The following is a 26,719-nucleotide window of genomic DNA, read 5'->3' on the forward strand; positions in this document are numbered from 1 at the left end:
AGGCGCCGTAGGTGAGCACCGCGGCCATCTGCAGGATGGTCTGCACCTTGAGGCGGATATCGGTGGCGGTGTTGCCGTCGAAGGACTCGGCGCAGTCCCCGCCCATGAGAACGAAGGCCTCCCCGGTGCTGGCCTGGGAGATGAGGTCGCGCAGGGCGTCGACCTCACCGGCGAAGACGAGCGGGGGTCGGCGGCGCAGGTCCGTCACCACGTCGGTCAGCGCGGCCTCATCGGGGTAGGCGGGCTGCTGCAGGGCGGGAAGGTGACGCCAGGTGGAGGCCTGGGCGTCCAGCAAGACATCATCCGCCAAAACCATAGACCTCATCAACATTCCTCAAATTAATCATGTGATATAACGTCAACACAAATAGGCATCTTACATGCAGATAAAAGTGCCATCGAAAAGCTTAATCGCACCGCTTTCAAAAATCTGACAAATAGTGCCAGCGCACAACCACCTCGTTTTTGGTTTTGATGGCAACCGACAATGTCACCGAGGAAGATAATCGAAAACATAGTATCGTTCCTCTGATAGCGACCCCCTTAACCGAAATATGAGGTTCACTTCCACGCCCCCAATCAATCACGACGTCAGAAGGTGAAATATCCAGACCAACCCCTAGCATTTTAAGAACGGACTCTTTACAACTCCACAATAGTGGAGCGTCAGTACTATGCCGAAGCTGCTCCGAAGAGCCAAGCCAGTATGGCTGAATCGAATACAACATATCAGCAGATGTAGCCTTTTCGGCGTCAATGCCAACCGACGTGCAACAAAGGGCGGCCGCAACAAATCCACTGGAACGAGTTGTCGATACATAGACACCGGTGTCTGGTAGAACTGGCGCACCATGTGGTTCACCACATGAAACACACGTGCGATCAACCAAAAGTGAATCGGGAGCGACTTGAAGGTAGTAGCCAACGGCGGTTCGCAGTAACGCCGCAGAGGTAAGGAAACCGATCCGAGCGATACTATCCGTGAATGTTTCGCTACGTCGTACCTCAATACTATTAAGTGACGACAGTTCCTCTACCGATGCCGGACGATCTGCGATCCATACATGACAATCAACCACAGAATCAGTACCTTTCCCTCGTCCAGACTATGTTAAGCAAAATTAGATTGCAGAATAAAGCTGAGCCGCAGCTATCCAAGCAGAGGCGACAGACGAATTAAGGCCGCCGCCATCAAAATAACTTCCTGCGACAACAACATTCGCTGGCAAGATCGAACGAAGTTGCTGAACTTTGTTACGGTGCCCAGCATTCTCGTTCACAACAGACATGGGCAGGTGGGTAAAATCAACAAGACGTGCGAGTTTTCCAGTAAGTCGTTCCGCATACTTTTTCATACATTCAATTACTTCATCAACCGATGAAGAAGTTGAGTTCGATTCACAGATACCGACGACGCGAAGTAAAGAGTGTCGTCGGTCACGAGTAAGTCCAAGCACGTTGGCTAAACGAATGACATTGTTATGAATATGATCCTGAAGTATATAATCGATCCCAAATCGATCTACAAGATCACCTTCGATTTCGAAAATACCTAAAACGGTATCATGATTACGACCCAACGTACTCTCCAAGACATCATTGTCTCGAACGACACCTGCAAGTAATTGTACCGTTTCACTATCGGGAGCCGCAAATACAATCCCGTTAACAGTCACTTCTTCTTCGGCTTCGCGCACGACTATCTGGTTATCCGAAGTGAGTGTAAGTCTATCGACACGTTTGCACGCTTCTACCTCAACATCGACAAGCAAACGATCGATGAGACGGCTCCATCCACCGTTCATTTTCACCATTGAAATCGTTTTGCTCTTTCGGTTAACCAAACTATCCAATAGAATCGACTTATTTTCTCTCCGCAGCCTCGCCATACTTGTTGAAAAACATTCGAGACTCTGTTCGGAAGGATCAGACCCCAAAATTCCCCAAGTAACCGGGGCAATGAGCTCATCACACAGTCTAAAACCAAAACGCTGTGAAATAAAGTCAGCGACAGAAATATCATCGCCTGTTGGCCGTTTTACATGCAAAGGCTCTTGAGCCGCTCTCAGTTTGAGGGGCCAACTCAACACAGGGGAAAACAGAGCCGAAGAGAACGAAGTCAATCCTTGAGGTGTGAGGCCCTTCGGTAGCCGACGAACTCTTTCATCCCTGTGAATTTTCAACTCGTCAGGTTTCACCTTCGAAAGCTCATGCGTTAAACCAACCTTTTCAATTAAATCAAACAGTGGTCCCGGAATAACAGGCACCTTTGAAGCGCCAGTATCAAACTTCTGACCATCGACGTCGACAGTGACAACTTGTCCGCCGACTCTGCTAGAAGCCTCCCAAACTTTCACATCACAATCCAGATTCTTAAGCTTCCAGGCGGCAGCCAGACCTGTGATTCCTCCACCTATAACCAGCACCGACGGGCGAACGCACATCGTCTTAATCCCTTTCTATTTTGATAGAATTCAGATTCTCAACATATTCCACAGAGGCAGCAATGCTGCCTGCAGAAAGTAAAGCGCCGACGGGGATGCTTAGAGTCAGATCTCGACTAATAAGAGCGCTAACGATCATTAACTGCGACGAGGTTACGCCGAGAGAGCGAAAGTCGCGACTCACATTGTCTGCCGTTATCGGCAAAACGTGTGCAAAACCGTTAAGCACTACATTCCTAATGGATCGATTTTCTGCTCCAAGAGAATCGATATGATTAAACAACCCTGTTGTATAATTAAAATGCTCTTGACGCAGACGGCGTAGATCACACTTACCGTTGCGATTTAGTGGAAAGTACTCAACCTCAATCCACTTATCAGGAATCATGTACGGCGGAATGCTATTTCGAATTTCATTCTCAAGAAACTCGATATTCTCGAATCTCGAATTAGTGGTGATATATGCGACCAACTGACTCGCTGAACCTGCTGATCCAACAACATCCACGGCACATCCTGTGATTCCGGTTGATCCTTCGACAACATTCTTTACTTCGAGTGTCGAAATTCGATATCCCCGGACTTTCACAAGACTGTCACGACGACGAAGCCATTCGAGAGACCCATCTTCGTGACGACTAACAACATCACCGGTTCGATAAACTCGTCGACCTTTCAAGTTAACGAAACTTGCATCGGTCGCTGCCGTGTCTGCTGCGTATCCGTCCGCGAGACAGGCACCCGAAATTCCGAGCTCAAATTCATCGTTATCAAGCGGCAGCAAATGAAATTCAGAGTTGTTTAAAGGCGACCCCAATAGAACACGAGGAGAAGAGTCCTTAATCTTCCAAGAACTAGCCCATACGGTAGCCTCAGTTGGACCATAAAAGTTCCACGCTGATCGAGCCTGACAAAGTTGCCTTGCGAGCGAAATACTCAACGCTTCGCCACCAGCCACGAGCACTTGGTTATTATTTGGAGTCCAGCCGCTTTCAATCAACAGACTCCACAAACTTGGCGTGGCTTGAGCAAGATTACATTTGGTTAGCAATGCCGGTAACATATTAAGATCATTCTGTGTCACCTCATCAGCAAACACTACCGAACCACCAACAATGAATGGAAGATATATCTCAGGAACTGATACATCGAAACTAAGTTCCGTATTAGCAAGCATTCGAACTTTTGCATCGAGGTTGAGTCTTTCGATCATCGCGTAAAGGAATGACTCCATAGCGGAACGACTGATCATCACCCCCTTAGGGTCACCTGTAGACCCACTAGTAAACATGATGTATGCCAATTGATCCGGCAAAGGCATAGGCCTGACATTCCTTCTTTCAACAACTTCTAGACTGGTTGATGTCCTCGCATCAATCTTCCAGCTCCAGTTATTGCCTACCAACCAGCGAGCAGCAACTTTGTCTCCAATATTCTCAACACGGGTCTTCGAACTGCCTTTCGCGATTGGAATATAAGTAACACCCATTGAAAATAGAGCAATGACAACAGCGTGCATCTCGAGGTCTCTTTTAAGAGATAGCAAAACCCGATCGCCGGATGCTAGTCCCTCTTTAGTAAAATAGTTGCGATAAAACTCGATTTTACTAACAAGTTCAGAATAAGTAACAACGCGTTCTGCAGTTTCAATAGCAGTCGCGTCGGGATTCTTTGCAAAATTGTTCCAAATCTCATCTAACAAACGCATAATGTTGCTCCGTTCTAATATTATGTCAGGTCGTAATTATTTAGTTCATCGCGATAGTAGCTTCGGCTCCCGAAAGGGAGTTGCATGCTTCGCAGGTACGGGCCAATGCAATGGATCTCATCCGCCGGTATCTGCGACGAAGTTTCTACCAATAACGGGACTTTTAACGGCGTAACTTCAGACGCACATAATGCTCGCGATACATCCAACGCACTAGAACATACCCGTATTTCCTCGAGACAAGTCAGTACTGAAAAACGAGGGTCTGACACAGAATGCGCGTCCAAAAAAGCTTCAGTAAAATGAAGAACATTCTTCCTTAGAGGTGTATGATATGCCGATGAGCACATTTCGGCCGGTAGGATCTCTGTCTCCCAGGGGCATTCCTCAGCAAAACGTGAGAGACCGTCTCGGGTGCCGGACAGCATTATCATCCTACCTGCACCTCCAGCTATTTGTCCATAATCAACCGAAAGCCATACGTTTGGTATTTGCGGCAGCGTGTCATCGCTATGAGGGTTCGGAATAAAAACAAATGCAACTCCTTCAGGGTTAGCTGGGTTCACATCAGGCTGCTCAGCAACTAACTGCGCAGCCTCTCCGAGACTCAGCGCACCAGAATAAGTTGCCGCAGCCAACTCGCCTACACTAACGCCACCTACCCAGACTGGAGTATCTTCCCTGAGAGACTCGAGACGTTTGGCTGTGCCAACCATAATCGCCAACAAAGAAACCGAGACTAGCTTCACTCGGGTCATCGAATAGTGATCAATATTCCTACCAAACAAAACGCCAATCGGAAGGTCAATAGACTCACTAACCTCCGTATAAGTCTGAGAAATGAACTTGTCGCGACTAGCAAGTTTTTCAAAGGTAGCAAGATCGACAGAAACATCCGCTGGACCAAATACTATTCCAAACGACATAATCAGGATCCGTTCTCTATCATGACACCTCGACAAAACATTAGCGATTCACCGAGATATCCATCGTGTGGTACTGTCGGGTTCATTCTCGTAGTTGGGACAGCGCCGACATAAAGATTTCGTATCGTTCCGTCCTGGGCCAGGGAATCGATAAGCCTATTCGAGCCACCCAAAACCGTTAATACCAAACTATTACTAACCTGCTGTAGATCCTTCTCGGGGTCAAACGGTGCAACAACACACTGAGCATACGGTCGCTCTTGTTGCACCCTGGGATCAGATGCGGAATCGACAATTTCTACAACCGCGTCAGATTCACCAAAGCGCTCAAGAAGAAGATCCGCGAAACCCTTATGATCACCTTCGACAAGTATAGCACTGGCGCAGACACAAGCTTTACCTTTATAATCGGTGACCGATTTGCAGACGACGTCGACCGCCTCACTCCAGTCTGCGTCGCGACCCACCAAAATTTTTGTCCGACCAGGCCCCTGAGCCAATACTCGTTTATCGTGCCGGTAAGCGCCGATCAGATCGTCACCACCATACATCAGCGTGTAGTCTGCCTGAGAGACAAGATCTGGCACTATGTCTCGGGAGCAAGGAAACAATGAGACGAACTGCTCCAGGCCGGCCGCACAGAACGCTTGAACCAACCTACTTGGCGTAAACGGTTCTCTCGAAGACGGCCGAATGATCACCTTATACCCTAGTCCAAGCGCCTGTGGCCATAGAGCATGTGGCCCAGGCCCGTTACCAGGAGCTATCACCGCCAAGAGGCTACCAGTGGGCGTATACATTGCACCTTTGTGCTTAACGTCAGTCCACTCCCATGAGGCGCCACGAGGTTTGGTGACATCAAGAATACTCGACATATCCCTAAGTGAATTGGCAATTAAATCTCGGGTTTCGGCGACACTTTCTAAATCCAGTCCCGTTGCCAACGACACAACCGTAACATATTCGGCGGGACTCTGGCCGCCAAGTGACTCATTCTGAAAAAAATCGGCCGCGTGGCGGAGTGCCGTAATTCGTTCGGGTCGTGGCAAACTCGGTTCAGATCGAAGACGGACAGTTTCCGTCAAAAGACGAACGCGTGGTAGCTGACAGAGTGAATTGTCTAATCCGGCAATCTTGACAACTCGCTTCGAGGTGGTGCGACGCCCGTTAAGCAACCCGCATACGAGTTTCTCGGTCATCAATATACCCCCTCGACAATCTGCGCATTTCCAACGGTAGGAACTGGGTGAACTGACATCACGCATACTGTCCCACTCGAGGGGTGAATTACCTTCGTAGCAAAGTCTCGCTCCTTGATATTTGGAATCAATGCGTATCGCGAAATGTGACTCGCCAAAACCCGACCTTGCTCAAGATTCCGCACCGACTCACCTTCTTCATCGACAATATCGAACGCTATAAACGGATCAAATGGTGAGAACAACGGGGCATCATCAATACTATCGATCTGTTTAGCCTCTCCAAGCATCATAGTATTTCCGTAACTCCCTTCTAAACGCACGTCGGGAAACACTTCGTCACGCAGGTATATCAATGTATCCAGATCCATTTCAGTACCGCCCCAGGTTATGGAGACAAGTTTATCGTTAAGCATATCTTGGTGATCTCGATTCTGAGCTAGATATTCCAAGAACGGAGGCGTTGCCACCAAGTGCCGTATCGCCTGCGTTTCAACAATATCCAACGATTGGTCGAGAAGATGTTGGATGTAGTCGGTTAAAGGCTGGCGCTCATTCTGAGCGGCTAAGCGTTTAGCCCATCGAGGATCTAGATCAACAGAAAACATTGCTCCGTTTCGACGAGATGCTCGACGTCGATTAATTTCGCCAACTACATGTGGCCCTGTAGGGATCACTGCAAGCGTATTTCCAAACTCACATTCTGGAACCTCCGTCCCCACTCTCCAATTGATGAGTTCCTCAAGCCATTTGTCATATACAGCAACCTTTTTCGGGCGCCCCGAAGTACCGCCGCTCTCATATACCCCAGCTAGTCGCTCCCCAACTAGCCCGCGAGGAAGGAAGTCTTCGTATGGACGCATACTCATATCTTTTGAAGGATCTGGTAAAAGTCGCAAACCAGCTACGTTATGAATTTCTTTAATCGGATCAAAGTCCAGTCGAGACCGAACTTCATTCCAATATCGGCTTCCTGTCTCTTCTGAAAAGTGCCATTCTAGCAGTTCTTTGATATCCATCATCGACTCCTTATGTAACTTCGAATGGTTACGGCTGCAGCCGTAATGAGATCCATTCACCCTTATTTTTCCAAGATACAATGCGCTTGTGAAGTCTATCCGATGCTGCAGCCCAAAATTCAATACGGTTGGGCGCTAAGGCGTAGACCCGAAATCGATTAGGGCGTTCAAGTCGTCCGTCAGAGCGCAAACTTCGTTCTTTCTCTCGAAGAACCTCCGGGTCAGCTAGTGGCTTGCTTTGAATCGAAGCGACTGACATCGAGTCCAGGACAGGGGGTCTTGACATCCAGACTCTATCGGCAACTGACTCAGCACATTCGATTACCTCGCCGCTAAGCGAAAGTTGCCGTCCAAGCTCCCGCCAATAGAAGAGTACGTTTGCGGAACTCCCAGATGCGATATCGTTAATCTTGTTACTACTAGAATGTGTTGCAAACTTTAGCCCTACATCATCCAGCTCTAGTATGGCAACGATTCGCGCAGTAATCGTCCCGTCGGTCGACACCGTTGACAAGGAGGCGCTGCGTGGCTCGCGTGTGTTATATCTATGGGCCGTTGCTAGCCATTTTTTTGCGACAACTACTGGTGCGAATTGATTACTGCCATACTCCGCAAAGTCCGGGGCAACGTCTGCAGAAACTGACTCGGCTCTAAGCGATCTATCCGTCATTTCAAACTCTTTTCGGATTCACCGTAAGCACAAACAACACCGGGAAACACTCGTTCAGACTCCGATTCCTTCAAGCAAGTTAATGCGCTCGTACCTACAACCACACGAAATGGTCGACTCTCCTGCATCATGATGTCACTCAGCGCTGAAGCTGCAGCTTCAGGACGTTCAGGTTCTAACTTCGGCCAATAGAGCTTACGAGTCTGCTCCTCTCCTGGATAGCGATGAGAGCGGTTGGGACGAATGGCCGATTTGCCAACCCAGTCAGTAAGATATGGTCCAGGTTGTACAATACATACGTCGATGGGTCTTCCAGCCAATTCATCACGAAGAGATTCAATCATACCTTCGACCGCCCATTTGCTTGCGGTGTACGCTGCCATATCTGCAAAGCCGCGTATACCAGCGATACTGGAAATCTGAAATAACTTCCAAGGCGTTGAATCTTTAGTAAGTTTCAACATGGATTGAATTACATTCCATGACCCAAAGAAGTTTACTTCAAAAACACGATGTACGTCGTCTAGTGGAGAATCTTCAAGGGGAGCAAACATACCAATGCCAGCGGCATTAACGACGACGTCGATGTGGCCGTAGTACGCCATTCCAGCTTGAATAGAGTTCGAGACCAATTCAGGTTGGGTAACGTCACAACGAACCGGAAGCGCTACGCCTTTCTTTACCGCAAAACTCATGTACTCCAAGTCATCCAAATTGCGGGAGGCTGCCACCACGCAGTCACCCTGTGATAGGGCATGAAGAGCCCATTGCTTTCCTAACCCCCGTGAAGTGCCAGTGATATACCAAACCTTGCTCACAACTACTCCTGACTTACCGTTGCAGCGATTTATAGCGAGAGGATTCCTTGAATCGTTTGTATCGCATTTCCAGATACACTTACGTCTATTGGAACATCCTTGTGCCAAGCGACTTTCGTGCGTATTTTCGCTCTATTCTGCATCCTATCCCCTTGGTGTATTTCTATAGCTTTTTGCCTATCTATCATGCCGTATCGTGCCAGATGGATGCATATTGGTCCCGCCGCAGAACCTGTTGCGGCGTCCTCAATAACTCCATAAGCTGGCGAAAACATTCGACTATGCCAAATGTTCCCCGAACCGGCTACGCAGTTGACTGCAATGTTCTGCAGTGTCGCCAGTTTATGATAATCGGGTTTGATCTCCATGAGCGCTTTAACAGATGGGAGTGTAAAAATCACGTGCCTCGGCCCATTATTGTAAACATCAACAGGGAGTTCAGACCGCTCAACGCCGAGTACACCCGCAAGTTCATAATCAAAGGACTGCCAGGTCGGAACTGGTTGCGTCATACAAACTTCAACACATCTGTTATTATCGGCCTTACTGTCGATCTCGCAATTAATTATGCACTGTTTAGTCTGGAGTGTTAGGTTTCTTTTCCCAGTCGCGTAGTACAAAGCTGCCGCAGTCCCGAGAATAGGATGTCCGGCATAGGGCAACTCATTTACCGGTGTAAAGATACGAGTAGTAGCGTCCGATATGTTATTTCCAGACAAAACGAACACAGTCTCGGAAAGACGCATTTCAGCCGCAATCATCTGCATCAGTTCACATGATAGATTGACCGGATCTAGAAACACTGCTACCGGGTTGCCATGAAGCGGTTTTGACGTAAAAGCGTCAACAACAGCGTAATTTAGTAACTGCAACATTTTCGTTACAACTCCCTCTGTATTTTGATGACCCGCCGTATTTCCGAAGCTAGAACGTCTACACCGTGTATCGTAAGAAATGATTCCGGATGAAACTGCATCGATGAGAACTGTCGTCCACGCAAAGCATGAAGTTCCCGAGTGTCTGCGTCGAATGTAGCCGAAACTCCTTGTTGCCTAAGTTCAGCTACAAGTTGGCTGGAGCAAATTCCTGAAAACGTATTATAGAAACCTACTCGTTGTCGTTCGCCAAAATAGTTGATCTCTTTCTGTGTTCCTTGATTGGGGTTTTTCAAACGTACTAGCGGAATTTTCAGTTGTCTTGCAAGCACCTGGTGACTTAAACAAATAGCGAGAAATGGTTGCTTAAGTATTACCAATTCAGCGACAATCTCATGCAATCTGCCTATTCTAGGATCGGATAAATTACACGGATCGCCGGGCCCTGGACCTAATATTACCAAGTCGTAATTTTTGAAGTTAACTCGCGTATCGATACCGACAACTTCCGTTTCTAGTCCGATGTCGCGTATTTGTGCGGCAATCATGTAGGAAAAAGAGTCTTCCGCGTCAAGTACGATTGACTTACCCATGGCCTGGCGAGAATACTGTTGTTGATGTTGCTGACGTTCGTCGGATGTCCAGTATAGCGCGGAATTTTGTTTCCTGGCTTGCAAGGTGTTCGCAATGTCGGAACGTGCTGTAATAACTGATCCTCTAGGTTTATTGAACGCGCGGAGGATAGCAGATACTTTCGAGCGAGTTTCTTCGCATTCGCCCGCTGGATTTGAATCTCGTACAATCGTAGCTCCCGCACCAATACGTACATCTCCATTGGAAGAAATCTCGGCTGAGCGTATCAGTATAGCCGAGTCGAGCTCGAACTGATTTTGTCGATCACCCTCCATGATCGCAACTACACCGCTATAGTATCCTCGTCCTGTTGTTTCGACAGACGAAATCATGCGGCAGGCGTTTTTGACTGGCGCGCCTGTGACTGTTGGAGCAAATAGAGTGTCGCGCAGTAGTTTTCTCGGATCATCTCTGTACTCCCCGATAATCCGGTACCCGGTGTGTACCACATTCGAAAGTTGATGAAGATGGGGGCCTTCTACTCGAAGGTTCGAGCAGGAATGCGCCATCATTTTCAGTTCTTCATCAACCACCATATTGAGTTCGTCTATTTCTTTTTGATCATTTAGAAAGTCTAGGATCTCTCGGGACTGGAAGGCTTTATCCTTCAAAGGGTAGGTGCCACTTAAAGGTGTCATTGACGCCTGAGCATTTTTGATTGCTACATGTTGCTCAGGTGTGGCGCCAACAATCCATTTGTCTTCTAAACGAACTAGGAAAGTCCAGTATGCATCAGGGTCTTGCAGTAGAAGTCGGACGAATACCTCAATTGGAACTAACGGTGAAAAGTTGTCGATTCCGAGCTCGTAATTACGATACATGACAACATTTGATCCCTCGCCTCGCCCGATGTATTCGTTCACCACTCTCTGGACTATTCTCGTGTATTGTTTGTCTTCTAAATCAAATCGTCCATTACTGACTTCGAAGGATTCTGGCGGTACATTGTCTACAAATGCAGTCATTTCCACCTCGGACTGTTCTAAAACTGACATCGCCAGCAGGGGTACGTTGTCATTCTGAACATCAAATTCTTTTTCACGCAGTTGACAAAACGGAATGATGGTTAGTATTGCATTCGGTTTATTTTCAGGACAAAGAGAGGGGAGGGGGATATCGGATAGGCTATCGTATGAACTTACTGGCCCTGCAAGAAGTTCAATTGTTTTATTGCGACCTCGCTCCCTGTTTCGCGAGATTAGCGCATAATTAGTATGCTCTCCAACGAGAATTTGCTCCAACAGATTGCTCATTTTTCTTCTCTGGTTTGATTATCAAGTACTTCAGGACTTATTTGATGACTCCGACTTCGGGGTGTTCATTTAGGGCACTCGAAACCGTTGAAAGTGATTCAATTTTTGCGCAAGTCAATGCTGCTTGTTTCAAGCCCATCCGGTATAGTTCTGCGGTCATATCCCCTGTTGCATCAGCGACAATAAAAGTTTGTACATCATGAGTAAATGCGTCAAGTGCGGTTGCCAAGATTCCAACGTGAGAATAGACACCACAGATAATCAACTGATCTCTATTTAAACTCTGCAACCAAGGCAACAGACTTGTTCCATAGAAGGCACTATACCTCTTTTTTGTAAGCAATAGTTCTGACGGCTCTGGATCAATTCCCTCAGCCCAACTCCGCTGTTCGGGCAGATTCATCATCCCAGATCCCCAAAAATCGCCCATGAGGCCCCGGTCTTTTAGTGTCATTCTTCCATCTTGGCCCGAGTACGCGATGGGGACCCCTTCGTTTCTTGCCAACGTGATCAGTGCAATCGTATTGTCTGTGAACGTTTTCTCTGTCTTCTTCGGAAAAGGATTCAAAAAGAAACGCTGCATATCATGCACTAAGACGGCTGCCCGATATGGGTCAATCCTCCAGTCTACTTGGTTTAGTAACGACAGCCTTACGTCCTCTGACATGTCAAATTCGGGATCCACTTGGAGTTTTCGCATGCTAGGCTCTTATCAAGACGTCAGTCAGTCAGTCGGAAAACCGATTCGATTAATTGTGGGTGTTTCGATACCTAACGCCCACATTTGTTCGATCGGATTCATGAATTCTCTCTGTCTAACAATTTTTCCGTCGAACAGTTCAAAGGAATGTATAAAATGATTTTTATAGTATCCTTCGGGATAGCCCTCGAAGCAAATTCGGCCTCGCCCATCGCATTCGACCCAGATGAAGTTTGGGTTCTGAGTTTCATAAATTTCGATATTGTACCATTCCCAGTCTGGAAAACACTTCAATGACCATTCCGCGTGTTTTGCTAATTTGTCGCGGCCTTTCGTCGCTACCGGCGTATTCTTGTCTGAGGTCCATAATCCAGCTTCGCCGTCTTCAACGAAGAGATTATGACGTTCTAAACGTGCTTTCCCCCGAGAGTTCATATAGATTTCTACCGTGTTGCGGTTCTTTTTTCTAGTTTCAGTTTCGAGAGTATTCATGACGTTTTTCCTCTATCTCGCGCCTGACTTGGCTCATTGTGGGGTGGTTGGGTTGGTGGGGGCTGGTTGTTGGCGCGATGGCGCGGGTTGCGTGGGTGGGGGTGCGCACTAACGTGGGGGTATGAGCCCGTACGTTCGCTCGGTCAAGACGGCGTCCGGGGCCCGTGCGGTGCAGATCGTGTACTCCTGGCGGAAGGGGGCGCGCTGTATCGAGCACATCGGTTCGGCCCATGACGATGCCGAGCTGGCGGCGCTCAAGGAGGTCGCCTGGCAGCGCCTCAACGCCGGCCAGCTCAGTCTCGACCTGCCAGGCGTGAGCGGCCCGGGCATCGCAGGATCTGGTCCACAGCCACCGACCGAGGCAGAGAGCGTCGCGCCGATCACCTCCAACCGGATGGGGGTGCTCCTGATCAACGACTTCATGGACGCCTACAACCTCGATGACGTCGTGGTCGTGGCTGACGCCGGGATGATTAGCACCCGATCTGTTAGCTTATTGATGGCGGTTGTAATAAGCTGTTACTCGTCGACCTATTCAGACTCACCAATATTAATTTGCCATGTTACACCGAACCGATCTACAAGTTGCCCATAAGCATCGCCCCATTCGGCGACTTCTAGTGGTTTCGTAATTGTAGCGTTGCGCGCCAAACGATCCCAAATTTTGCGAATCAATTCACCGTCGTCACCATTTATGCAGATGTAATAGTTGTTACCAGGCGTCAGCCGCTCCTTTGATGGGACATCGGTCGCGCGTAGCACAAAACCATGAGGGCTGCGAATTACACCGTAAAGCACCCGATCGCGATCATTTGGATCGTCGCTAGCATTGTAGGCGCCATAGGTTTCGAATAGAGGTTCTCCACCAAGCGCCTCTGAATAGAAATTCAACGCCTCGCGCGCTTTGCCTTCGAATGCGAGATATGGACTAAGGTCAGGCTTCATGTCATGCTCCTTAATTTTAGAGAATTACGTAATCTGCTTACAGTGTACTTGGCGTTTATATTTAAGTCAATTGTTACTCCTTATTCTTGTTAATAACACATTCTCGCCATATGTGATGACGTCGAGTTCGCTCGCCTTGCGTTTTCGTTTACACGTAAATCTCCTCCAATTATCTCTGCCTTGACTATGAGAGTTATTCACAGACATCGCGATCGTTTGCGTTTGTCCAGGTCAGAGGCTATCTGACTCATCCTGTGAATAACCTTCTATGATTGGACGACCCCTCGTGTGTTCGACGTTAATCAATCGACCGCCACAGATGCCCATGTCGTGTCGTCGCTGATGTCTATTCTGATGACTGGTTGGCAGCATTGTCAACGCATCCTTCAACTTTTTCGCTTTTCACTATTATGGTACATACTTATTAATCTTGTCAAAAGCGATTCTTGCGAGATCACGGCAGTGCCGCCTGGAAGCAACGAAGAGATGGGGGCGAGCCATTGATGTTTCATACAATCAGACCCGCGACTGTATGTTATTGATTTATCGTATGTGGTTTGACGCACTTATCGTCATGATGTACATAAGATCCCCCTCATGCAACCGCAGCACCACCTCTCTGACACTGCTAGTGTCCTCACGCCAGACCAGGCTGACCTCGGCAGCTCGCTGGCAGAAGGTCTGCAAACGCACCAGGTAGTGCGGGTCGACCACCCAGCCGGTGAGTTGGCAGACCGGCCAAATAGGCATGTCTCACGGTGCTCGATGTGCTACACGCACGACTGCAGGCGACAGCCACACTCTGTCTCTCACCCCTCTTTTAACTTCTCCTCCATCTTCCTCCAGGCCACCATCCGGCGTCGGATGGTGGCTTCGCTGTACTTGCGTCGGCGCAGTAGGGCGCAGTACTGGCACAGGTCGCGATCGGTGAGGACCAGGACGTCCTTGTCGCGGGCGACGGCCCACTCGAAGATGTCCTGCAGGTCGTTCCAGTACGCCCGGGCCGTCTGGTAGCCGTAGTCCATCAGGATGTCCTCGCGTAGGTCGAAGAACCGCCGCCAGTGCTGGACCTGCTCCGGAGACAGGTCGGGAGGGAAGTCCATGAGGTAGTCGGGATAGCGCCGCTCACAAGCGTCGGCTGGTCCCGCACCCGGCGCGTCCTGCGCCGAGGTGTTCTCGGCATCATCGTTCGTCATCTTCTCCGCAGCCATCCCCGACCGCCCTCCTCGCGCTCATATCCAACTGTCCGTCTTGCCGCCCAGGGCCGCAAACCTTGTCCAGCCCCGCCATTAATCGCAGGGAGGGGCTGAAGCGCTCCGACGCTCCCGGCCCCTGCAAGACGCCCCTCTCCCGGAGCGGTCTCAATGACGCGTCCCAGGCCAAGCGCCGCGAAACCAGGGCACCGCAGCGCTGGGTCCCAGGGTTCCCGGATCCAGCGTATCCCGCAGGCTGCCCGATGTTATCACGCTTATGCTTTTCCCTGGTATTCCAACGTTTTATGGTCGTTACATCCGAACCGGCTGTTATCAATCATCAGGAGAGCACGCCAGATGACTCTCCGGCAGCCGGACGGAACGCTGAAAGGACACTCCCTCATGCCCACCACCAACCACGCCGACCACCTCACCGGCCCGCAGCCCACCGCTTCCGTCCTGCCGCTGCCCGAGCTCTTCGCCGCCGACCTCCTCCCACCACGGCCGCCACAGACGCGCAGCCTGGCCCGCACCACCCAGCGCCGCCTGGACGAGCTGGCCGCCGACAGCCAGCTGGCCCACGCCACCGACCAAGCCCGCGCCTTCCTCGCCGCCAGCGCCATGGGCAACGTCGCCACCCTGTCCGCCCTGGCCGAGTCCTGCTACCAAACCGCACCCGCCGGCGCGACCTACTACCACGCCATCCTGCGCGCCTACGGCATCAAGGCCGCCCGAGGCATCGCCCAGTTCTAAAGGCGGCAACGAACAGCAGCGCCCGAGACAGGGCACTGAGCCGAGACGGTGCGCTACAGCAGGGAGCACCTCTTCAGCGGTGCAGCGGCAACTCAAGCCATGAGCACCGCGACGAGGCGCCAGGGCCGCCCACACGAGGGCGCAGACAGAAGAAGGCCCGACCGCGGGGAGCGACGGACACATCCCACCGCAGCACCACACCACGATCGAGCACCCACGCACACCACTAGAAAGGACATACCCACCATGACCTGGATCATCAACGGTCTGGCCTTCGTCGGCAGCCTCACCCTCATCGCCATCGCCCTCCTGGCCTGGGCCATCTGGCACGACGACACCCCACCCACCACAACCACCCGCGCCCAAGCCGACGCCTGGCAGCAGGCCATCGCCACCAAACAAGCCCACGACCTGGCCGCCTTCCACAGCGCTGTGGCGATGACGAGGCGGGCGCAGGAGGCAGCGAGAGGAACGGCTGCAGAGCCGCAGGCAGAGAAGGCGGAAGAGAGGGACGTGAGCGGAGCTGATGGCGATGCGTGAGGTGCCGTCGCTGGTGGATCGGCTGGTGGGCGCGTGCTTCGCGGTGCTGCTGGGCTGCCTGGCGCTCTACGGGGCGGTGCAGATCATCCGCTGTATCTGGCCGTGGCTGGCCGTCGGGGCTGTGCTGGCGAGCGTCCTCATCGGCGGCGCGTGGGCGGTGCGACGCTGGCGGCAATTCTGAATCACCTCATTTTGTTGCCACATGCCATCGGCGGAAAATGCCTTCCGTTCGGTGTTGTCAAATGCACAAATATACTTGACTGTTCATAATATTGAACGCATACTCGAAATGAGGCCACGTTCAATTGATTGAACTATCGGCCGATCGGCGCAATGACGTGCCGAATGCGTGCGACATAAATGGTCGGCGCTAGTAGCAACGTATAACCCCTTATGAGGAAAGGAGGCGTATTTGTCATGCCTAGAAACAATCGTTCGTCGAGAAAACAGCAGGCGCCCAAGCCGTGGCGCTCGCCCCGTCGCAGTCGTCGGCCCAGGCAGCTGACGGTGCGATCGGAGCTGCGCCAGCGACCGGATACGGCGCGGATTGCCCGGGCGATTATCGAGCTGGTGGCCAGCCAGGCACAGCACGAGGCCGAGGCGTCCGCCAGCGATTCAGCCAGTACCAGCGGGGAGGGGCAGTCATGACGGCGGCCCGCCGTGCGCCGCTGGGGGCGAGTGGCTTCGTGTGGCGGCGCGTGGAGCTGCCGGTGCCGGTGGATCAGGCGCGGGTGCAGGCCTTCTTCGCCGCAGTGGCCACGCTGCCAGGCGGCCCAGTGGTGGCCTGCGAGCTCATCGGCAACGCCGGCACGGTGCGCTGGCGAATCGGGGCCCTGCCTGGCGCACTACGCGATGTGCAGGCCCTGGCCCTGGCGCACTTGCCTGGGGTGAGGCTGGTGCGGCAGTCGGGTATGGCTGCCGACGCCGAGCTGTTCCGCGACGACCTCGGCACCGATGGCGCAGTGGCCGTCGCCAACCTGCACTTCCGCCGTCGCGCTGGGGCAGCCCTGCCCAGTGACAGTGCCGAAGCGGTGACACGCAGTCTGCTGGCAGTGCTGGCCGCGACCCGTCGCGATGAGACGGTGCGGGTGCAGCTGGTGCTGGGAGGTCGGCAACGTCCGCACGAGCCCGATCCACCGGTGGGCACCGCTACTGCAGTGCGGCGGCAGACCGAGGCGGCACAGCGTGAGCACGGCTTTTGGTCGAGCCTGCGCGTCGGTGCTGCAGCACCCCACCTGGAGCGGGCCCGTGGCCTGGTGCTGGCGATCTCGGCGGCATTGCGCGGCCTGGAGACACCTCAGGTGAGGCTGCAGGTGTGGCGCTCAACGGTCAGGGCACTGGTTGAGGTTCGGCCGCCGTGGCTGGTGGCCAACGTGCTGCGGCCAGCGGAGATACCGGCGCTGCTGGGCTGGCCCCTGTGCGACGGGCTCCCAGGGCTGGCGCCGCAGCATCCGCGGCTGCTGCCTGCGCCGGCTGCGGTAGCTTCCGCGCCGGAGAGCAACCACGGGCGCATCGTGGGCCGCGCGGCGAGCGAGCCGAGCCGACCAGTAACGTTGTCGGCGGAGGCGTCGCTGCGTCATCTGCATGTGCTGGGGCCGACCGGTGTCGGTAAGTCCACGCTGCTGGCACATCTGGCGCTGCAGGATGCGGTGGCGGGCCGCCGCGTGGTGGTGATCGACCCTAAGGGCGATCTGGTCACCGATATCGCGACGCGCCTCCCAGCGCACCTGGTGCGGCGGACGGTGATCCTGGATGCGGCCGATGCGCAGCCGGTCGGGGTCAACCCGCTGGCGGGCGGCCAGAGCCCAGACCTGGCGGCTGATCTGCTGCTCGGTGTCTTCCGCTCGTTGTATGCCGATAGCTGGGGGCCGCGCACGCAGGACATCTTGCACGCCAGCCTGCTCAGCCTGGCGCGGCGCGGCGATGCCAGCCTGGCAATGGTGCCGCTGCTGCTGACCAACCCGGGCTTTCGCCGCTCGGTGACTGGCGCGGTGGTGCAGCGCGATCCGCTGGGGCTGGGCGCATTCTGGGCCTGGTACGAAGCGCTGAGCGAGGCGGAGCGACGCCAAGCGATCGCCCCGTTGATGAACAAGCTGCGCCCGATCCTGCTGCGCCCACAGCTGCGGGCGGTGTTTGGCCAGCGTTCGCCGAAGTTCGCCTGGCATCAGATCTTCGCCGCCGCCGACGCGGGCAACGTGCAGGAGCCCGGGCCGCGCATCGTGCTGGTCAGCCTGGCCAAGGGCGCGCTGGGGCAGGAGGCGAGCCAGTTGCTGGGGTCGGTCATCGTCTCGCTGATCTGGCAGGCAGCCCTGGAGCGCATCCGCCTGCCCGAACGTCAGCGCCATGCCGTCATGCTGCACATCGATGAGGTGCAGGACTATCTGCGTCTCCCGGGCGACCTCGGGGCAGCACTAGCGCAAGCGCGCGGCCTGGGGCTGGGGCTGACGCTCAGCCACCAGCACTTGGGGCAGCTGCCCAAAGCGCTCCTGGCCGGTGTGATGGCCAATGCGCGCTCGCGCATCGCCTTCAGCCTGCCACGGGAGGACGCCCGCGCCATTGCCGCTTTGTCCGCTGGGCTGCTCGAGGCAGAGGACTACCAGCAGCTCCCTGCCTACCAGGCCTATGCCTCACTGCTGGCGGACGGGCAAACACAGCCGCCACTCAGCCTGCGCACCGAGCCGCTGCCCGCTGCGTTGCGCCACCCCGAACAGGTCTGGCAGGCCTCTCGACGGCGCTATGGGCAGACGCTCAGTGCGGTTGAGGGCGATCTAGCACGGCTGGCCGGTCTGACCAGCCCCAGCAACGACACCGCTACGCGGCACGCTCCACAGCCCACCGACGACATCGGACGCGTACGGCGCCCACCGGGCACGTCATCCACTGACGACGGGCAGAACGGGGGCGCCGCATGAACCTCTCCACTCAGCACCGGTGCGATGAGCACGAGCAGCCTGGGCGTCCGTTCGCACGTCCGGCCGCTCCCTCGGGCGATTCGACGAACCGCCAGGTCAGGACACAGATTCGGCGATTACGGGGGACGAATACCGCGTCTTGCGCCGCTCCCCCGCGCACTGTGCCAGCCAGGCGACGGGTCGGCGCTCGCCAACTGGCTCAGATCACCGCGACGCTGTCCGAGCGCGACCGCCTCGTTCTGTCCTATCTGATGCGGCACCGTTTCCTGTCCACCCATCAGCTGCAGGCCTTCGTCTTCACTGGCCACGCCAGCCAGCAGGCCGCCGACCGCACCACGCGTCGCGTCCTGGCTCGCCTGCAGCGCGATGGTCTGATCCGCCCGCTGGAGCGCCGCATCGGTGGGCTCGAGGCTGGCTCGACGGCGCGCATCTGGCAGCTCGCACCGGCCGGGGCGCGGGCGCTTGATCCCGTAGCTGGGCGCTCCTGGCGTATCCATCAGGCCTCGCCGCGCTTCTTGCAGCACAGCCTGGCGGTGGCCGAGGCCCACCTGGCGCTGCAACGCGGCATTACCGCCGACCGGCAGGTGACCATACAGACCGAGCCTCTCAGCTGGCGGCGCTACACCGGCCCGGGCGGCGAAGCACACCTGATCCGTCCCGACCTGGCCGCCTGCGTCGTCGGCCACGATGCCGAGGGCACCTTCGAGGATCGCTGGTTCTTGGAAGTCGATATGGGCACCGAGTCCATCCCGACCGTGCTGGCCAAGTGCCGCCGCTACCAGGTCTACTACCGCACCGGCATCGAGCAGGCCGACCACGGCGCCTTCCCGCGCGTGCTGTGGATTCTGCACGGCCCACGCGCCGCCGAGCGTCATCGGGCGCTCGCTCGGCACCTCAGCCGCGCCAGCACGCTGGAGCAGCGGCTGTTCCGCCTCACCAGCGCCACCGACCTGCCGACTGCGCTGTGGGGCAGCGACGCTCCACCCAGCACCACGACGTCATAACGAAAGGAGACACCCCCATGACTACCCTGCGAAACACCATCCTCACCGGCGATGCCGCCGAGCGCCTGGCCACGCTCGAGGCCAGCAGCATCGACTGCGTCGTCACCAGCCCACCGTATTTCCGCCTGCGCAACTACCAGCACCAAGGCCAACTGGGCGCGGAGCCCACCATCGACCAGTGGGTCGAGCATCTGCGTCCCGTCATGCAGCAACTGGCGCGCGTCCTGGTGCCGACCGGCATGCTCTGGCTCAACCTCGGCGACGCCTACAGCACGCACCGCCGCGAAGGCGCGCCGCGCAAGTCCCTCCTGCTCGGGCCCGAGCGCCTGGCCCTGGCGTTGCTGGCGGACGGCTGGATCATCCGCAACCAGATCATCTGGGCCAAGAGCAACACCACCCCCTCCAGCGTGACCGACCGCCTGACCTGCAAGCACGAAGTCATCTACCTGCTCAGCCGTGCGCCGCGTTACTTCTTCGACCTGAACGCCATCCGCCAGGAGCCGCTCACCAAGCACCCACCCACGCGCTCTGGCCGGCCACCGCGCTGGCCCCGCCAGCAGCATCCAACCGGGATGCCAGCGGCCTGGCATGGTCACCACACCGACGCCAACGACGGCCTACGCGCCATGAAGCGACGGCGCGCTATCAGCCACCCGCTGGGCAAGAACCCGGGCGACGTCTGGCAGCTGACGGTCTCGAGCTATCGCGGGGCCCACTTCGCCACCTATCCCGAGCACCTGGTGGAGCGCATCCTGCGCGCCGCCTGCCCTCAACAGCGTTGCGCCGCCTGCCGCGCTCCCTACATCCAGCCCCTGCGACGCTCCGGTGCCACCGCCACCCGGCTGCCGTTGCAGCCCACCTGCCACTGCACTCCGGCGGCAGTCCAGCCCGGCATCGTCCTCGACCCTTTTCTCGGCTCGGGCACCACCGCCGTCGCCGCCGAACGGCTGGGGCGGGACTGGCTGGGGATCGAGATCAATCCGGCCTTCGTCGCCCTGGCACACGGCCGCATCCGCCGGGCCCGACGCCAGGCGGCCACGACCGCAGCGCCGGAGCAATAACCGACAGGCCAGCCCCACAAAACCGCCGCATCCGCAATCAGAATACTATTACCGACTTACCGCGCAGACACATCCACTCCGCTCACCACAGTTCATCCCTATCGATATTTCCCAATACACAGAGAAAGTGACCGCGGTGCACAAAAACCTGTTCACATATGCGAACGGAACTTGTAAAATAGGTATATGGATACCGGAAAATGCACAGCAGAGGAGGAAACCACTAATCGCGCGACAGCACGTGCCGCAGACGCCCACCAGCCCAGCCTGAGTGCAATCCTGCACGACGCACGAGTGGCCGCTGGGCTCAATATCAGGCAAGCCTCCGCCGCATCCGGCCTATCCACCGGCTTCATCTCCATGCTGGAGCAGGGCAAGGTGCGAGACATCAGCCTGCAGCGCCTCGGCCGCCTGGCCACCGCCTACGGCCTTGAGCCGCTCGACGTCATCGAGGCCGCCAGCTATGCACCACCGGCCGATCTGCCACCATTTCTGACGTATCTGCGTACGCATTACCGCCATATGCCCAGCCAGGCGCAGCACGAGCTGGTCACCGCCTTCGAGCGGATCGCCGAGAAATATGATCTGACGCTGCACCATACCGGGCCGGCTCCCGGGCAGGATGAGACGACGGATTCCACACCGCGTCGCCCCACCTGACAATTCATCAAATGAAAGGAGGCATTTTATGAACACCACGCAAAGCTCTGTCCTGGGTAGCCTCCGAGCCCTCATTCCACGCACGCGCTGCCGCTTTGGGCAGTCGCTTACTGTGGCCGAGCGGCAGGCTGCCACACTGACGCGCTACCTCACCAGCAGCCCGGGGCAGCCGAGCATGCCGGACGATGAGCGGGTCGCCGCCTTGCCGCATATTCGGGTAGTGCGCGAGCCCCTGCCGGTGCCAAGCTTCAGCCGCTGGAACGGCCACGACTGGATCATCTGCCTCAACTGCCGCCAACCGGCGCCTCGCAGCCGCCTGGCACTGCTGCACGAGTTCAAGCACATCATCGACTACGGCCACACCCGCCGCCTCTACACCGGCACCGCGCGGTGCAGCGCCGCCCAGCAAGCCGAGCAGGCGGCCGACCACTTCGCCGCCTACACCCTGGTGCCACCGCGGGCCCTCCAGCGCGCCTGGCGTCGCGGCATCCGCCATCCGGCCGCGTTGGCCAGGCACTTCCAGGTGCCCACCGCCACCATCCTGATCCGCCTCGTCCAGAGCCGCCTGGCCGCTCGCGATGACGCACCGAGCGCAGTGGCAGCCCACACGCCGTCGGGGTACGCCACACCACCCGGCACCGCATATCAGCACCACTCGATGAGGAGGAGTCACTAGCCATGGACGCCGCGTCCACTCCCAAAACCGCCGTGCTCTACCTGCGCGTCTCAACCACCTCCCAGGTCAACACCGACTACGACCCCGAGGGCCTGTCCATCCCCACCCAGCGCAAGGTCTGCCTCGCCAAGGCCAAGCAGCTGGGCATCGCCATCATCGACGAGTACGTCGAACTGGGGCGCAGCGGCACCAACACCGTCAACCGCCCCGAGTTCCAGGCCATGCTCGAGCGCCTCCACACCCGTCGCGACGTCGACTGCGTCATGGTCTACAAGCTCTCCCGCCTCAACCGCAGCCGCTTCGACGACGCCGTCACCATGATGGAGCTGCGCAAGGCCAACGTCACCCTCATCTCCGCTACCGAGAACATCGACGAAACCCCCGAGGGTCAACTCGTCCACGGCATGCTGGCCGCCGTCAACGAGTACCGCAGCGCCGCCGACGGAGCCGACATCCGCATCAAGCTGCTACGCAAGATCGAGCAGGGCGGCACCATTGGCCCCGCGCGTCTGGGCTACCTCAACGTCATCGACACCGTCGAGGGTCGCCGCATCAACACCATCGGGCTCGACCCCGAGCGTGCACCCCTCATCCGCAAGGCCTTCGAGCTCTACGCCACCGGCGACTACTCCTGCGAACACCTCCAGCAGAAGCTGACCGACTTGGGCCTGACCACGCGGCCGTCCGCCAAGCGCCCCACGCCCAGGCCCCTGGCCGTCTCCACCATCCATCGTCTCTTGGCCGATCCGTACTACACCGGCATCGTCACCTTCAAAGGCAAGCAGTACCCGGGCCGGCACAAGCCACTGGTCAGCCAAGAGCTCTTCGACCGCGTCCAGGAGATGCGCGCCCTGCGCTCCAACAACACCCGCGACCGCGTCCACTTCCACTACCTCAAAGGCGGCTTCCTCCACTGCGAACGCTGCCACAAAGCCGGCAGGCGCAGCCGCTTCGTCTACACCGAGGCCAAAGGCAAGGGCGGCACCTACGCCTACTACCTCTGCCGCGGACGCCAGGACGGCCACTGCGACATGCCGTACCTGCCGGTATCCCTCGTGGAGGACTACGTCGAGCGGCACATCTGCACCCTCTCCCTCGGCAGCGACTTCACTCAGCGCACCGAAGCAGAGATGACCCAGGCCCTCGACGACCAGCAAGCCCTCATCCGCCAGAGCAACCAAGCCATCACCCGCAAGCTCAAGGACATCACAGCCAAAGAAGGCCGCCTCATCGACCTGGTCGCCGACGGCTCGCTCGACACCGCCGCCGCCCGTCGCCGTCTGGCCGAGCTGACCCAGGAACGTCAGCGCCTCGAGCAAACCAAGCAGACCTTCGACCAGCGCCTCGCCATCGGCCGAGACGTCCTCACCACCAGCCTCCACCTCCTCCAAGACATCGGCACCCTCTACCGCCAGTCTCCCGACCCCGTCCGCGGCATGCTCTGCCAAGCCCTCTTCGACACCATCTACCTCGACGACACCACCGTCACCACCAGCACCCTCAGAGAGCCCTACAGCAGCCTGCAAGCCGCCGCCGCGCGCGACAGCCGACGCTCACACCGCCGCGCGCCCAGCCCAGCGGACAACGGCAACGCACACCAGAAGCAGGGAACAGCGAGCAGCAGAGCACCCAGGCGTCGCAAGCCTCAGAAGCCACGCCGCACCCCAGTCGCCGACACCATCCCTCTGCCAGACGACGAACATAAGCAAACCCCCGGCAGCCATACAGCCACCGAGGGTTCGAGTAAGAACAAAATGGCGGAGGAAGAGGGATTCGAACCCCCGGTGCGCGAGGCGCACAGCGGTTTTCAAGACCGCCACATTCGGCCGCTCTGTCATTCCTCCATGGCCCGGCGCCACCGCCGGGCAGGACCGACCTTACAGCATCGCGCCCTGCCGGATGCCAGTCGGGCACCGGTCACTCCGCGGCGGACTCCGTGCTCACGGCGCCCCTCCCCCGGCTCGCCTCACCCGCGGCCGAAGAGTCCGCGACGGCGGGGCCCCCTCTCCCGTTCCCCGGCCGAGGGGGCCGAGGAGGTCTCATCGAGACGGCCCTCGGCGATGGCCTGAGCCATCGAGGGCCACACCGGTAGCCGGGGCATGAGCGTCGCCTGGAGGGCGTGGTAGATGTCCGGGCGCCCTTCCCAGGTCCGCGTGGAGGGCGCGTTGGAGGCGTCGAGCTCGTGCCACCACGCTCCGGGCGAGACGATGAGGTACTCCTCGGCGTAGTCCAACCAGGTGCGGTAGCAGTGCTCGTAGAGCTCGACGTCGATCTCGCCGCGGCCGTCGTCGAGCAGGGCCCGGCGGATCGCGGCGGCGGCGGAGATGCCCTCGCACACCACCCAGTGCATGCGCTCATGGACGATGGGCCGCCCCTCGAAGTCCGTGGTGTAGACGAAGCCCGGTCGACCATCGACCCTCCAGGCGTCCGTGCGGGCGCGGTCGAAGAGCGACTCGGCGGCATCGAGCATCCAGTCGGGCACGAGCAGGCGGCGACCCACGAGCGCGGCGCGGGCCTGGACCGTCAGGCGCGCCCACTCCAGGCCGTGCCCGGGGGTTGCGCCGTAGGGGCGGAAGGGATGGGCGGGGGCCTCCTCGTTGTAGTCCAGGCGCGGGTGCCAGGCGGTGTCGTAATGCTCGGGAAGGCGCCAGTCGTGGTCGCGGGCGTGGACGTTGACGGCGAAGTCGATGATCTGGACGGCGCGCTCCAGCCATGCCGAGTCCCCGGTGACATCGGCGGTGGCGAGGAAGGCCTCGACGGTGTGCATCGCCGCGTTGAGGCCCCGGTAGTCCTCCGGGTCGCTCCAGTCGGCGGCGTAGGACTCGATCGGCATGCCGTAGGAGGCGTCCCACCAGTGCGTCTCGGCGACACGGCAGGCCTCGGCCAGCAGCTCGTGGGCGCCCGGCCGGTTGGCGGCCGTCGCCGCGGCGGCGGCGAGCATGACGAAGGCGTGCTGGTAGCACTCCTTGCGCGCCGCCTCCCCGGTGGGGACGCCGTGCCCATCAGCGTCCAGCTCTTGTCCGACGGCGGAGTGCCAGCCCCCATGGGCGTGGTCGCGCAGCGCGTGGGTCAGGGCGCGCACGCCGTGGTCGGCGTAGCGCCGGCAGCCGGGGATGCCCAGGAGCGTGCCCAGGGAGAATGCGAAGGTCATGCGACCGGTGATCCACAGCTCGACGGGGCGCGAGGTGTCCACGGCGCCGTCGGGCCCGATCCACCCGAAGCCGGCGGGCACCCGCGCCGCCCGTCCGTAGCGCAGGAGCGCGTGCGTCTCCTCGGCCAGCCAGCGGTTGTGCTCCGGCGCGCCGAACCATCCCAGTGCCATGAGTCCTCCTCGACCCGGTGCGCATGGACGGGCGCTGACGCGGTGGAGCGCCGTCGTCGCCCATGCCTGATGCACCGCAGGGTACCAGTCGGCGGCGCGGTCCCCGCCGATGGGCTCACGTGGTGGGCCAGGCCTTCTCCGCCTGGGCGAGGGCGCTCGCGGAGTCCAGGGAGCCGGCGGCCCAGGAGGCCAGAGCGGCCCACAGCGCGTGCGTGCCGACCTCGGGGGGCATCTCGTCAGAGGCATCCATGCGGACGAGGGTCTGGCGCGACTGGAGCATCTCGGTGGCCCGCCGCCCCACGCGCGAATCGATGGAGGAGGCGTCCACCCGCTGATTGGCGGTGGCCACCCCGCCGAGCGTGACCCTCGCCTGCGCCCACTCGGCGCTGGTCATGTACTCGGCCAGTGCCCGGGCGCCCGGGCCGTCGGAGAAGGAGACGAGGTAGTCGCCGCCCACGAGGACGGGAGTCTCATCGTCCGAGGCGCTGGGCACGAGGAAGGCGTCGAGGTCCGCGCTGCCGTCGGGAAGGACGGTCTCGAAGGAGCTCGAGGCATGGACCATGTAGCAGCGGCCCTCGGCCAGGGCGGAGGCGGCCTCCTCGAGAGTCATGGCCGAGGCGCCGGCCCGGCCCCCGAGCACATGCCCGTCGGCGAGCACGAGGGAGCCGACCGAGTCCAGGCCACGCACGGCGGCGGGGTCGTCGAGCGGGACCCGGTGCGAGGCCCAGGCGTCATGGGCGCCGGGGCCCTGGGTGGCCAGGATCGCATCCTCCAACCAGTCGGTGACCGTCCAGCCGCTGGTGGGGCCGTCGGCCACCGGCAGGCACCAGGGGACCGGGTGCTCGGCGCCGGCGCCCGGGGAGGCCGGCGCGGCGGCCGGCGCGCCCGCGGTGGCGCTCGCGGCGGCCGTCGGGCC

23 protein-coding genes, 1 tRNA gene and 3 pseudogenes are annotated in these 26,719 nt (G+C 57.7%); 10 read left to right on the top strand and 17 right to left on the bottom strand.

Annotated elements, in window-relative coordinates; all coding sequences use genetic code 11:
* The 12 genes from B1H55_RS09570 to B1H55_RS09625 all read right to left on the bottom strand — a co-directional run.
* A partial coding sequence (locus B1H55_RS09570; protein ID WP_420866441.1) for a 3-deoxy-7-phosphoheptulonate synthase occupies positions 1–331 on the bottom strand: 331 nt, incomplete at its 3' end.
* A gap of 790 nt (positions 332–1,121) precedes the next feature.
* Positions 1,122–2,444 carry a protoporphyrinogen/coproporphyrinogen oxidase gene (locus B1H55_RS09575; protein ID WP_077240968.1) on the bottom strand — a complete coding sequence of 441 codons (1,323 nt, stop codon included), beginning with the start codon at positions 2,442–2,444 and terminating at the stop codon, positions 1,122–1,124.
* A gap of 4 nt (positions 2,445–2,448) precedes the next feature.
* The gene (locus tag B1H55_RS09585) at positions 2,449–4,152 is read right to left on the bottom strand and encodes a non-ribosomal peptide synthetase (RefSeq protein WP_143221392.1); all 1,704 of its coding nucleotides are present in this window, start codon (positions 4,150–4,152) and stop codon (positions 2,449–2,451) included.
* Between the two features lie 20 nt (positions 4,153–4,172).
* Positions 4,173–5,078, bottom strand: coding sequence for a hypothetical protein (locus B1H55_RS12375; protein WP_143221393.1), 906 nt, complete (start codon positions 5,076–5,078; stop codon positions 4,173–4,175).
* Between the two features lie 2 nt (positions 5,079–5,080).
* Positions 5,081–6,277, bottom strand: a complete 1,197-nt coding sequence (locus B1H55_RS09590; protein WP_157750246.1) for an aldehyde dehydrogenase family protein — start codon at positions 6,275–6,277, stop codon at positions 5,081–5,083.
* A complete protein-coding gene (locus tag B1H55_RS12380) occupies positions 6,277–7,296 on the bottom strand; it encodes a phenazine antibiotic biosynthesis protein (RefSeq protein ID WP_143222419.1) in 1,020 nt (339 codons plus the stop codon). The genes B1H55_RS09590 and B1H55_RS12380 overlap by 1 nt, the downstream gene beginning before the upstream one ends.
* Positions 7,297–7,324: 28 nt before the next feature.
* Positions 7,325–7,966: a pyridoxine 5'-phosphate oxidase C-terminal domain-containing protein gene (locus B1H55_RS13115; protein WP_077240735.1), complete on the bottom strand. Its 642-nt coding sequence runs from the start codon at positions 7,964–7,966 to the stop codon at positions 7,325–7,327.
* Positions 7,963–8,784 (bottom strand): SDR family NAD(P)-dependent oxidoreductase, encoded by an 822-nt coding sequence (locus B1H55_RS09600; protein WP_157750245.1) that lies wholly within the window; start codon positions 8,782–8,784, stop codon positions 7,963–7,965. Before B1H55_RS09600 ends, B1H55_RS13115 begins: the two co-directional genes overlap by 4 nt.
* 29 nt (positions 8,785–8,813) lie before the next feature.
* Positions 8,814–9,659, bottom strand: a complete 846-nt coding sequence (locus B1H55_RS09605) for a PhzF family phenazine biosynthesis protein (RefSeq protein ID WP_077240736.1) — start codon at positions 9,657–9,659, stop codon at positions 8,814–8,816.
* 5 nt (positions 9,660–9,664) lie between these two features.
* Positions 9,665–11,545, bottom strand: a complete 1,881-nt coding sequence (locus B1H55_RS12385; RefSeq protein WP_143221395.1) for an anthranilate synthase family protein — start codon at positions 11,543–11,545, stop codon at positions 9,665–9,667.
* Positions 11,546–11,582: 37 nt separating this feature from the next.
* Positions 11,583–12,245, bottom strand: coding sequence for an isochorismatase family protein (locus B1H55_RS09620; RefSeq protein ID WP_077240737.1), 663 nt, complete (start codon positions 12,243–12,245; stop codon positions 11,583–11,585).
* Between the two features lie 24 nt (positions 12,246–12,269).
* On the bottom strand, positions 12,270–12,737 hold the full coding sequence (locus B1H55_RS09625) for a PhzA/PhzB family protein (RefSeq protein ID WP_077240738.1): 468 nt from the start codon (positions 12,735–12,737) through the stop codon (positions 12,270–12,272).
* A gap of 121 nt (positions 12,738–12,858) precedes the next feature.
* Between B1H55_RS09625 and B1H55_RS12905 the strand changes: the two are divergent.
* Positions 12,859–13,104 (top strand): annotated as a pseudogene (locus B1H55_RS12905) (IS1634 family transposase); the annotation flags it as partial.
* A 164-nt stretch (positions 13,105–13,268) separates the two neighbouring features.
* Here B1H55_RS12905 and B1H55_RS09635 read toward each other — a convergent pair.
* Together B1H55_RS09635 and B1H55_RS09645 are read right to left on the bottom strand one after the other, a co-directional pair.
* Positions 13,269–13,682: a VOC family protein gene (locus tag B1H55_RS09635; RefSeq protein WP_077240739.1), complete on the bottom strand. Its 414-nt coding sequence runs from the start codon at positions 13,680–13,682 to the stop codon at positions 13,269–13,271.
* Positions 13,683–14,491: 809 nt separating this feature from the next.
* Complete coding sequence (locus B1H55_RS09645; protein ID WP_077240752.1) at positions 14,492–14,893, bottom strand: site-specific integrase; 402 nt, start codon at positions 14,891–14,893, stop codon at positions 14,492–14,494.
* A 384-nt stretch (positions 14,894–15,277) separates the two neighbouring features.
* On the opposite strand from B1H55_RS09645, the gene B1H55_RS09650 reads away from it, so the two are divergent.
* From B1H55_RS09650 to B1H55_RS13120, 9 genes and pseudogenes are all read left to right on the top strand, one after another.
* Positions 15,278–15,628 carry a classical arabinogalactan protein 9 gene (locus B1H55_RS09650; protein WP_077240753.1) on the top strand — a complete coding sequence of 117 codons (351 nt, stop codon included), beginning with the start codon at positions 15,278–15,280 and terminating at the stop codon, positions 15,626–15,628.
* A gap of 246 nt (positions 15,629–15,874) precedes the next feature.
* Positions 15,875–16,168, top strand: coding sequence for a peptide synthetase (locus tag B1H55_RS09655; protein WP_077240754.1), 294 nt, complete (start codon positions 15,875–15,877; stop codon positions 16,166–16,168).
* A complete protein-coding gene (locus B1H55_RS09660; protein ID WP_077240755.1) occupies positions 16,155–16,349 on the top strand; it encodes a hypothetical protein in 195 nt (64 codons plus the stop codon). The genes B1H55_RS09655 and B1H55_RS09660 overlap by 14 nt, the downstream gene beginning before the upstream one ends.
* Positions 16,350–16,812: 463 nt before the next feature.
* Complete coding sequence (locus tag B1H55_RS09665; RefSeq protein WP_077240756.1) at positions 16,813–19,080, top strand: helicase HerA domain-containing protein; 2,268 nt, start codon at positions 16,813–16,815, stop codon at positions 19,078–19,080.
* Between the two features lie 161 nt (positions 19,081–19,241).
* Positions 19,242–20,084, top strand: a complete 843-nt coding sequence (locus B1H55_RS09670) for a replication-relaxation family protein (RefSeq protein WP_157750244.1) — start codon at positions 19,242–19,244, stop codon at positions 20,082–20,084.
* 17 nt (positions 20,085–20,101) lie between these two features.
* Positions 20,102–21,145, top strand: a complete 1,044-nt coding sequence (locus B1H55_RS09675) for a DNA-methyltransferase (protein WP_077240758.1) — start codon at positions 20,102–20,104, stop codon at positions 21,143–21,145.
* 186 nt (positions 21,146–21,331) lie between these two features.
* Positions 21,332–21,805: a helix-turn-helix domain-containing protein gene (locus B1H55_RS09680; protein WP_077240759.1), complete on the top strand. Its 474-nt coding sequence runs from the start codon at positions 21,332–21,334 to the stop codon at positions 21,803–21,805.
* A 28-nt stretch (positions 21,806–21,833) separates the two neighbouring features.
* Entirely contained in the window at positions 21,834–22,481 is a 648-nt protein-coding gene (locus B1H55_RS09685; protein WP_157750243.1) for an ImmA/IrrE family metallo-endopeptidase, read from the top strand.
* A 2-nt stretch (positions 22,482–22,483) separates the two neighbouring features.
* Positions 22,484–23,272, top strand: a pseudogene (locus B1H55_RS13120) (recombinase family protein); the annotation flags it as partial.
* A 964-nt stretch (positions 23,273–24,236) separates the two neighbouring features.
* Here B1H55_RS13120 and B1H55_RS09700 read toward each other — a convergent pair.
* The 3 genes and pseudogenes from B1H55_RS09700 to B1H55_RS12540 form a co-directional block, all read right to left on the bottom strand.
* Positions 24,237–24,325: transfer RNA gene (locus B1H55_RS09700), tRNA-Ser, on the bottom strand.
* 122 nt (positions 24,326–24,447) lie between these two features.
* Positions 24,448–25,803 carry an AGE family epimerase/isomerase gene (locus B1H55_RS09705; RefSeq protein WP_073452832.1) on the bottom strand — a complete coding sequence of 452 codons (1,356 nt, stop codon included), beginning with the start codon at positions 25,801–25,803 and terminating at the stop codon, positions 24,448–24,450.
* A gap of 115 nt (positions 25,804–25,918) precedes the next feature.
* Positions 25,919–26,719 (bottom strand): annotated as a pseudogene (locus B1H55_RS12540) (ABC transporter substrate-binding protein); the annotation flags it as partial.

It is taken from the genome of Actinomyces denticolens (assembly GCF_002072185.1).
In the GTDB taxonomy this organism is placed as follows: domain Bacteria; phylum Actinomycetota; class Actinomycetes; order Actinomycetales; family Actinomycetaceae; genus Actinomyces; species Actinomyces denticolens.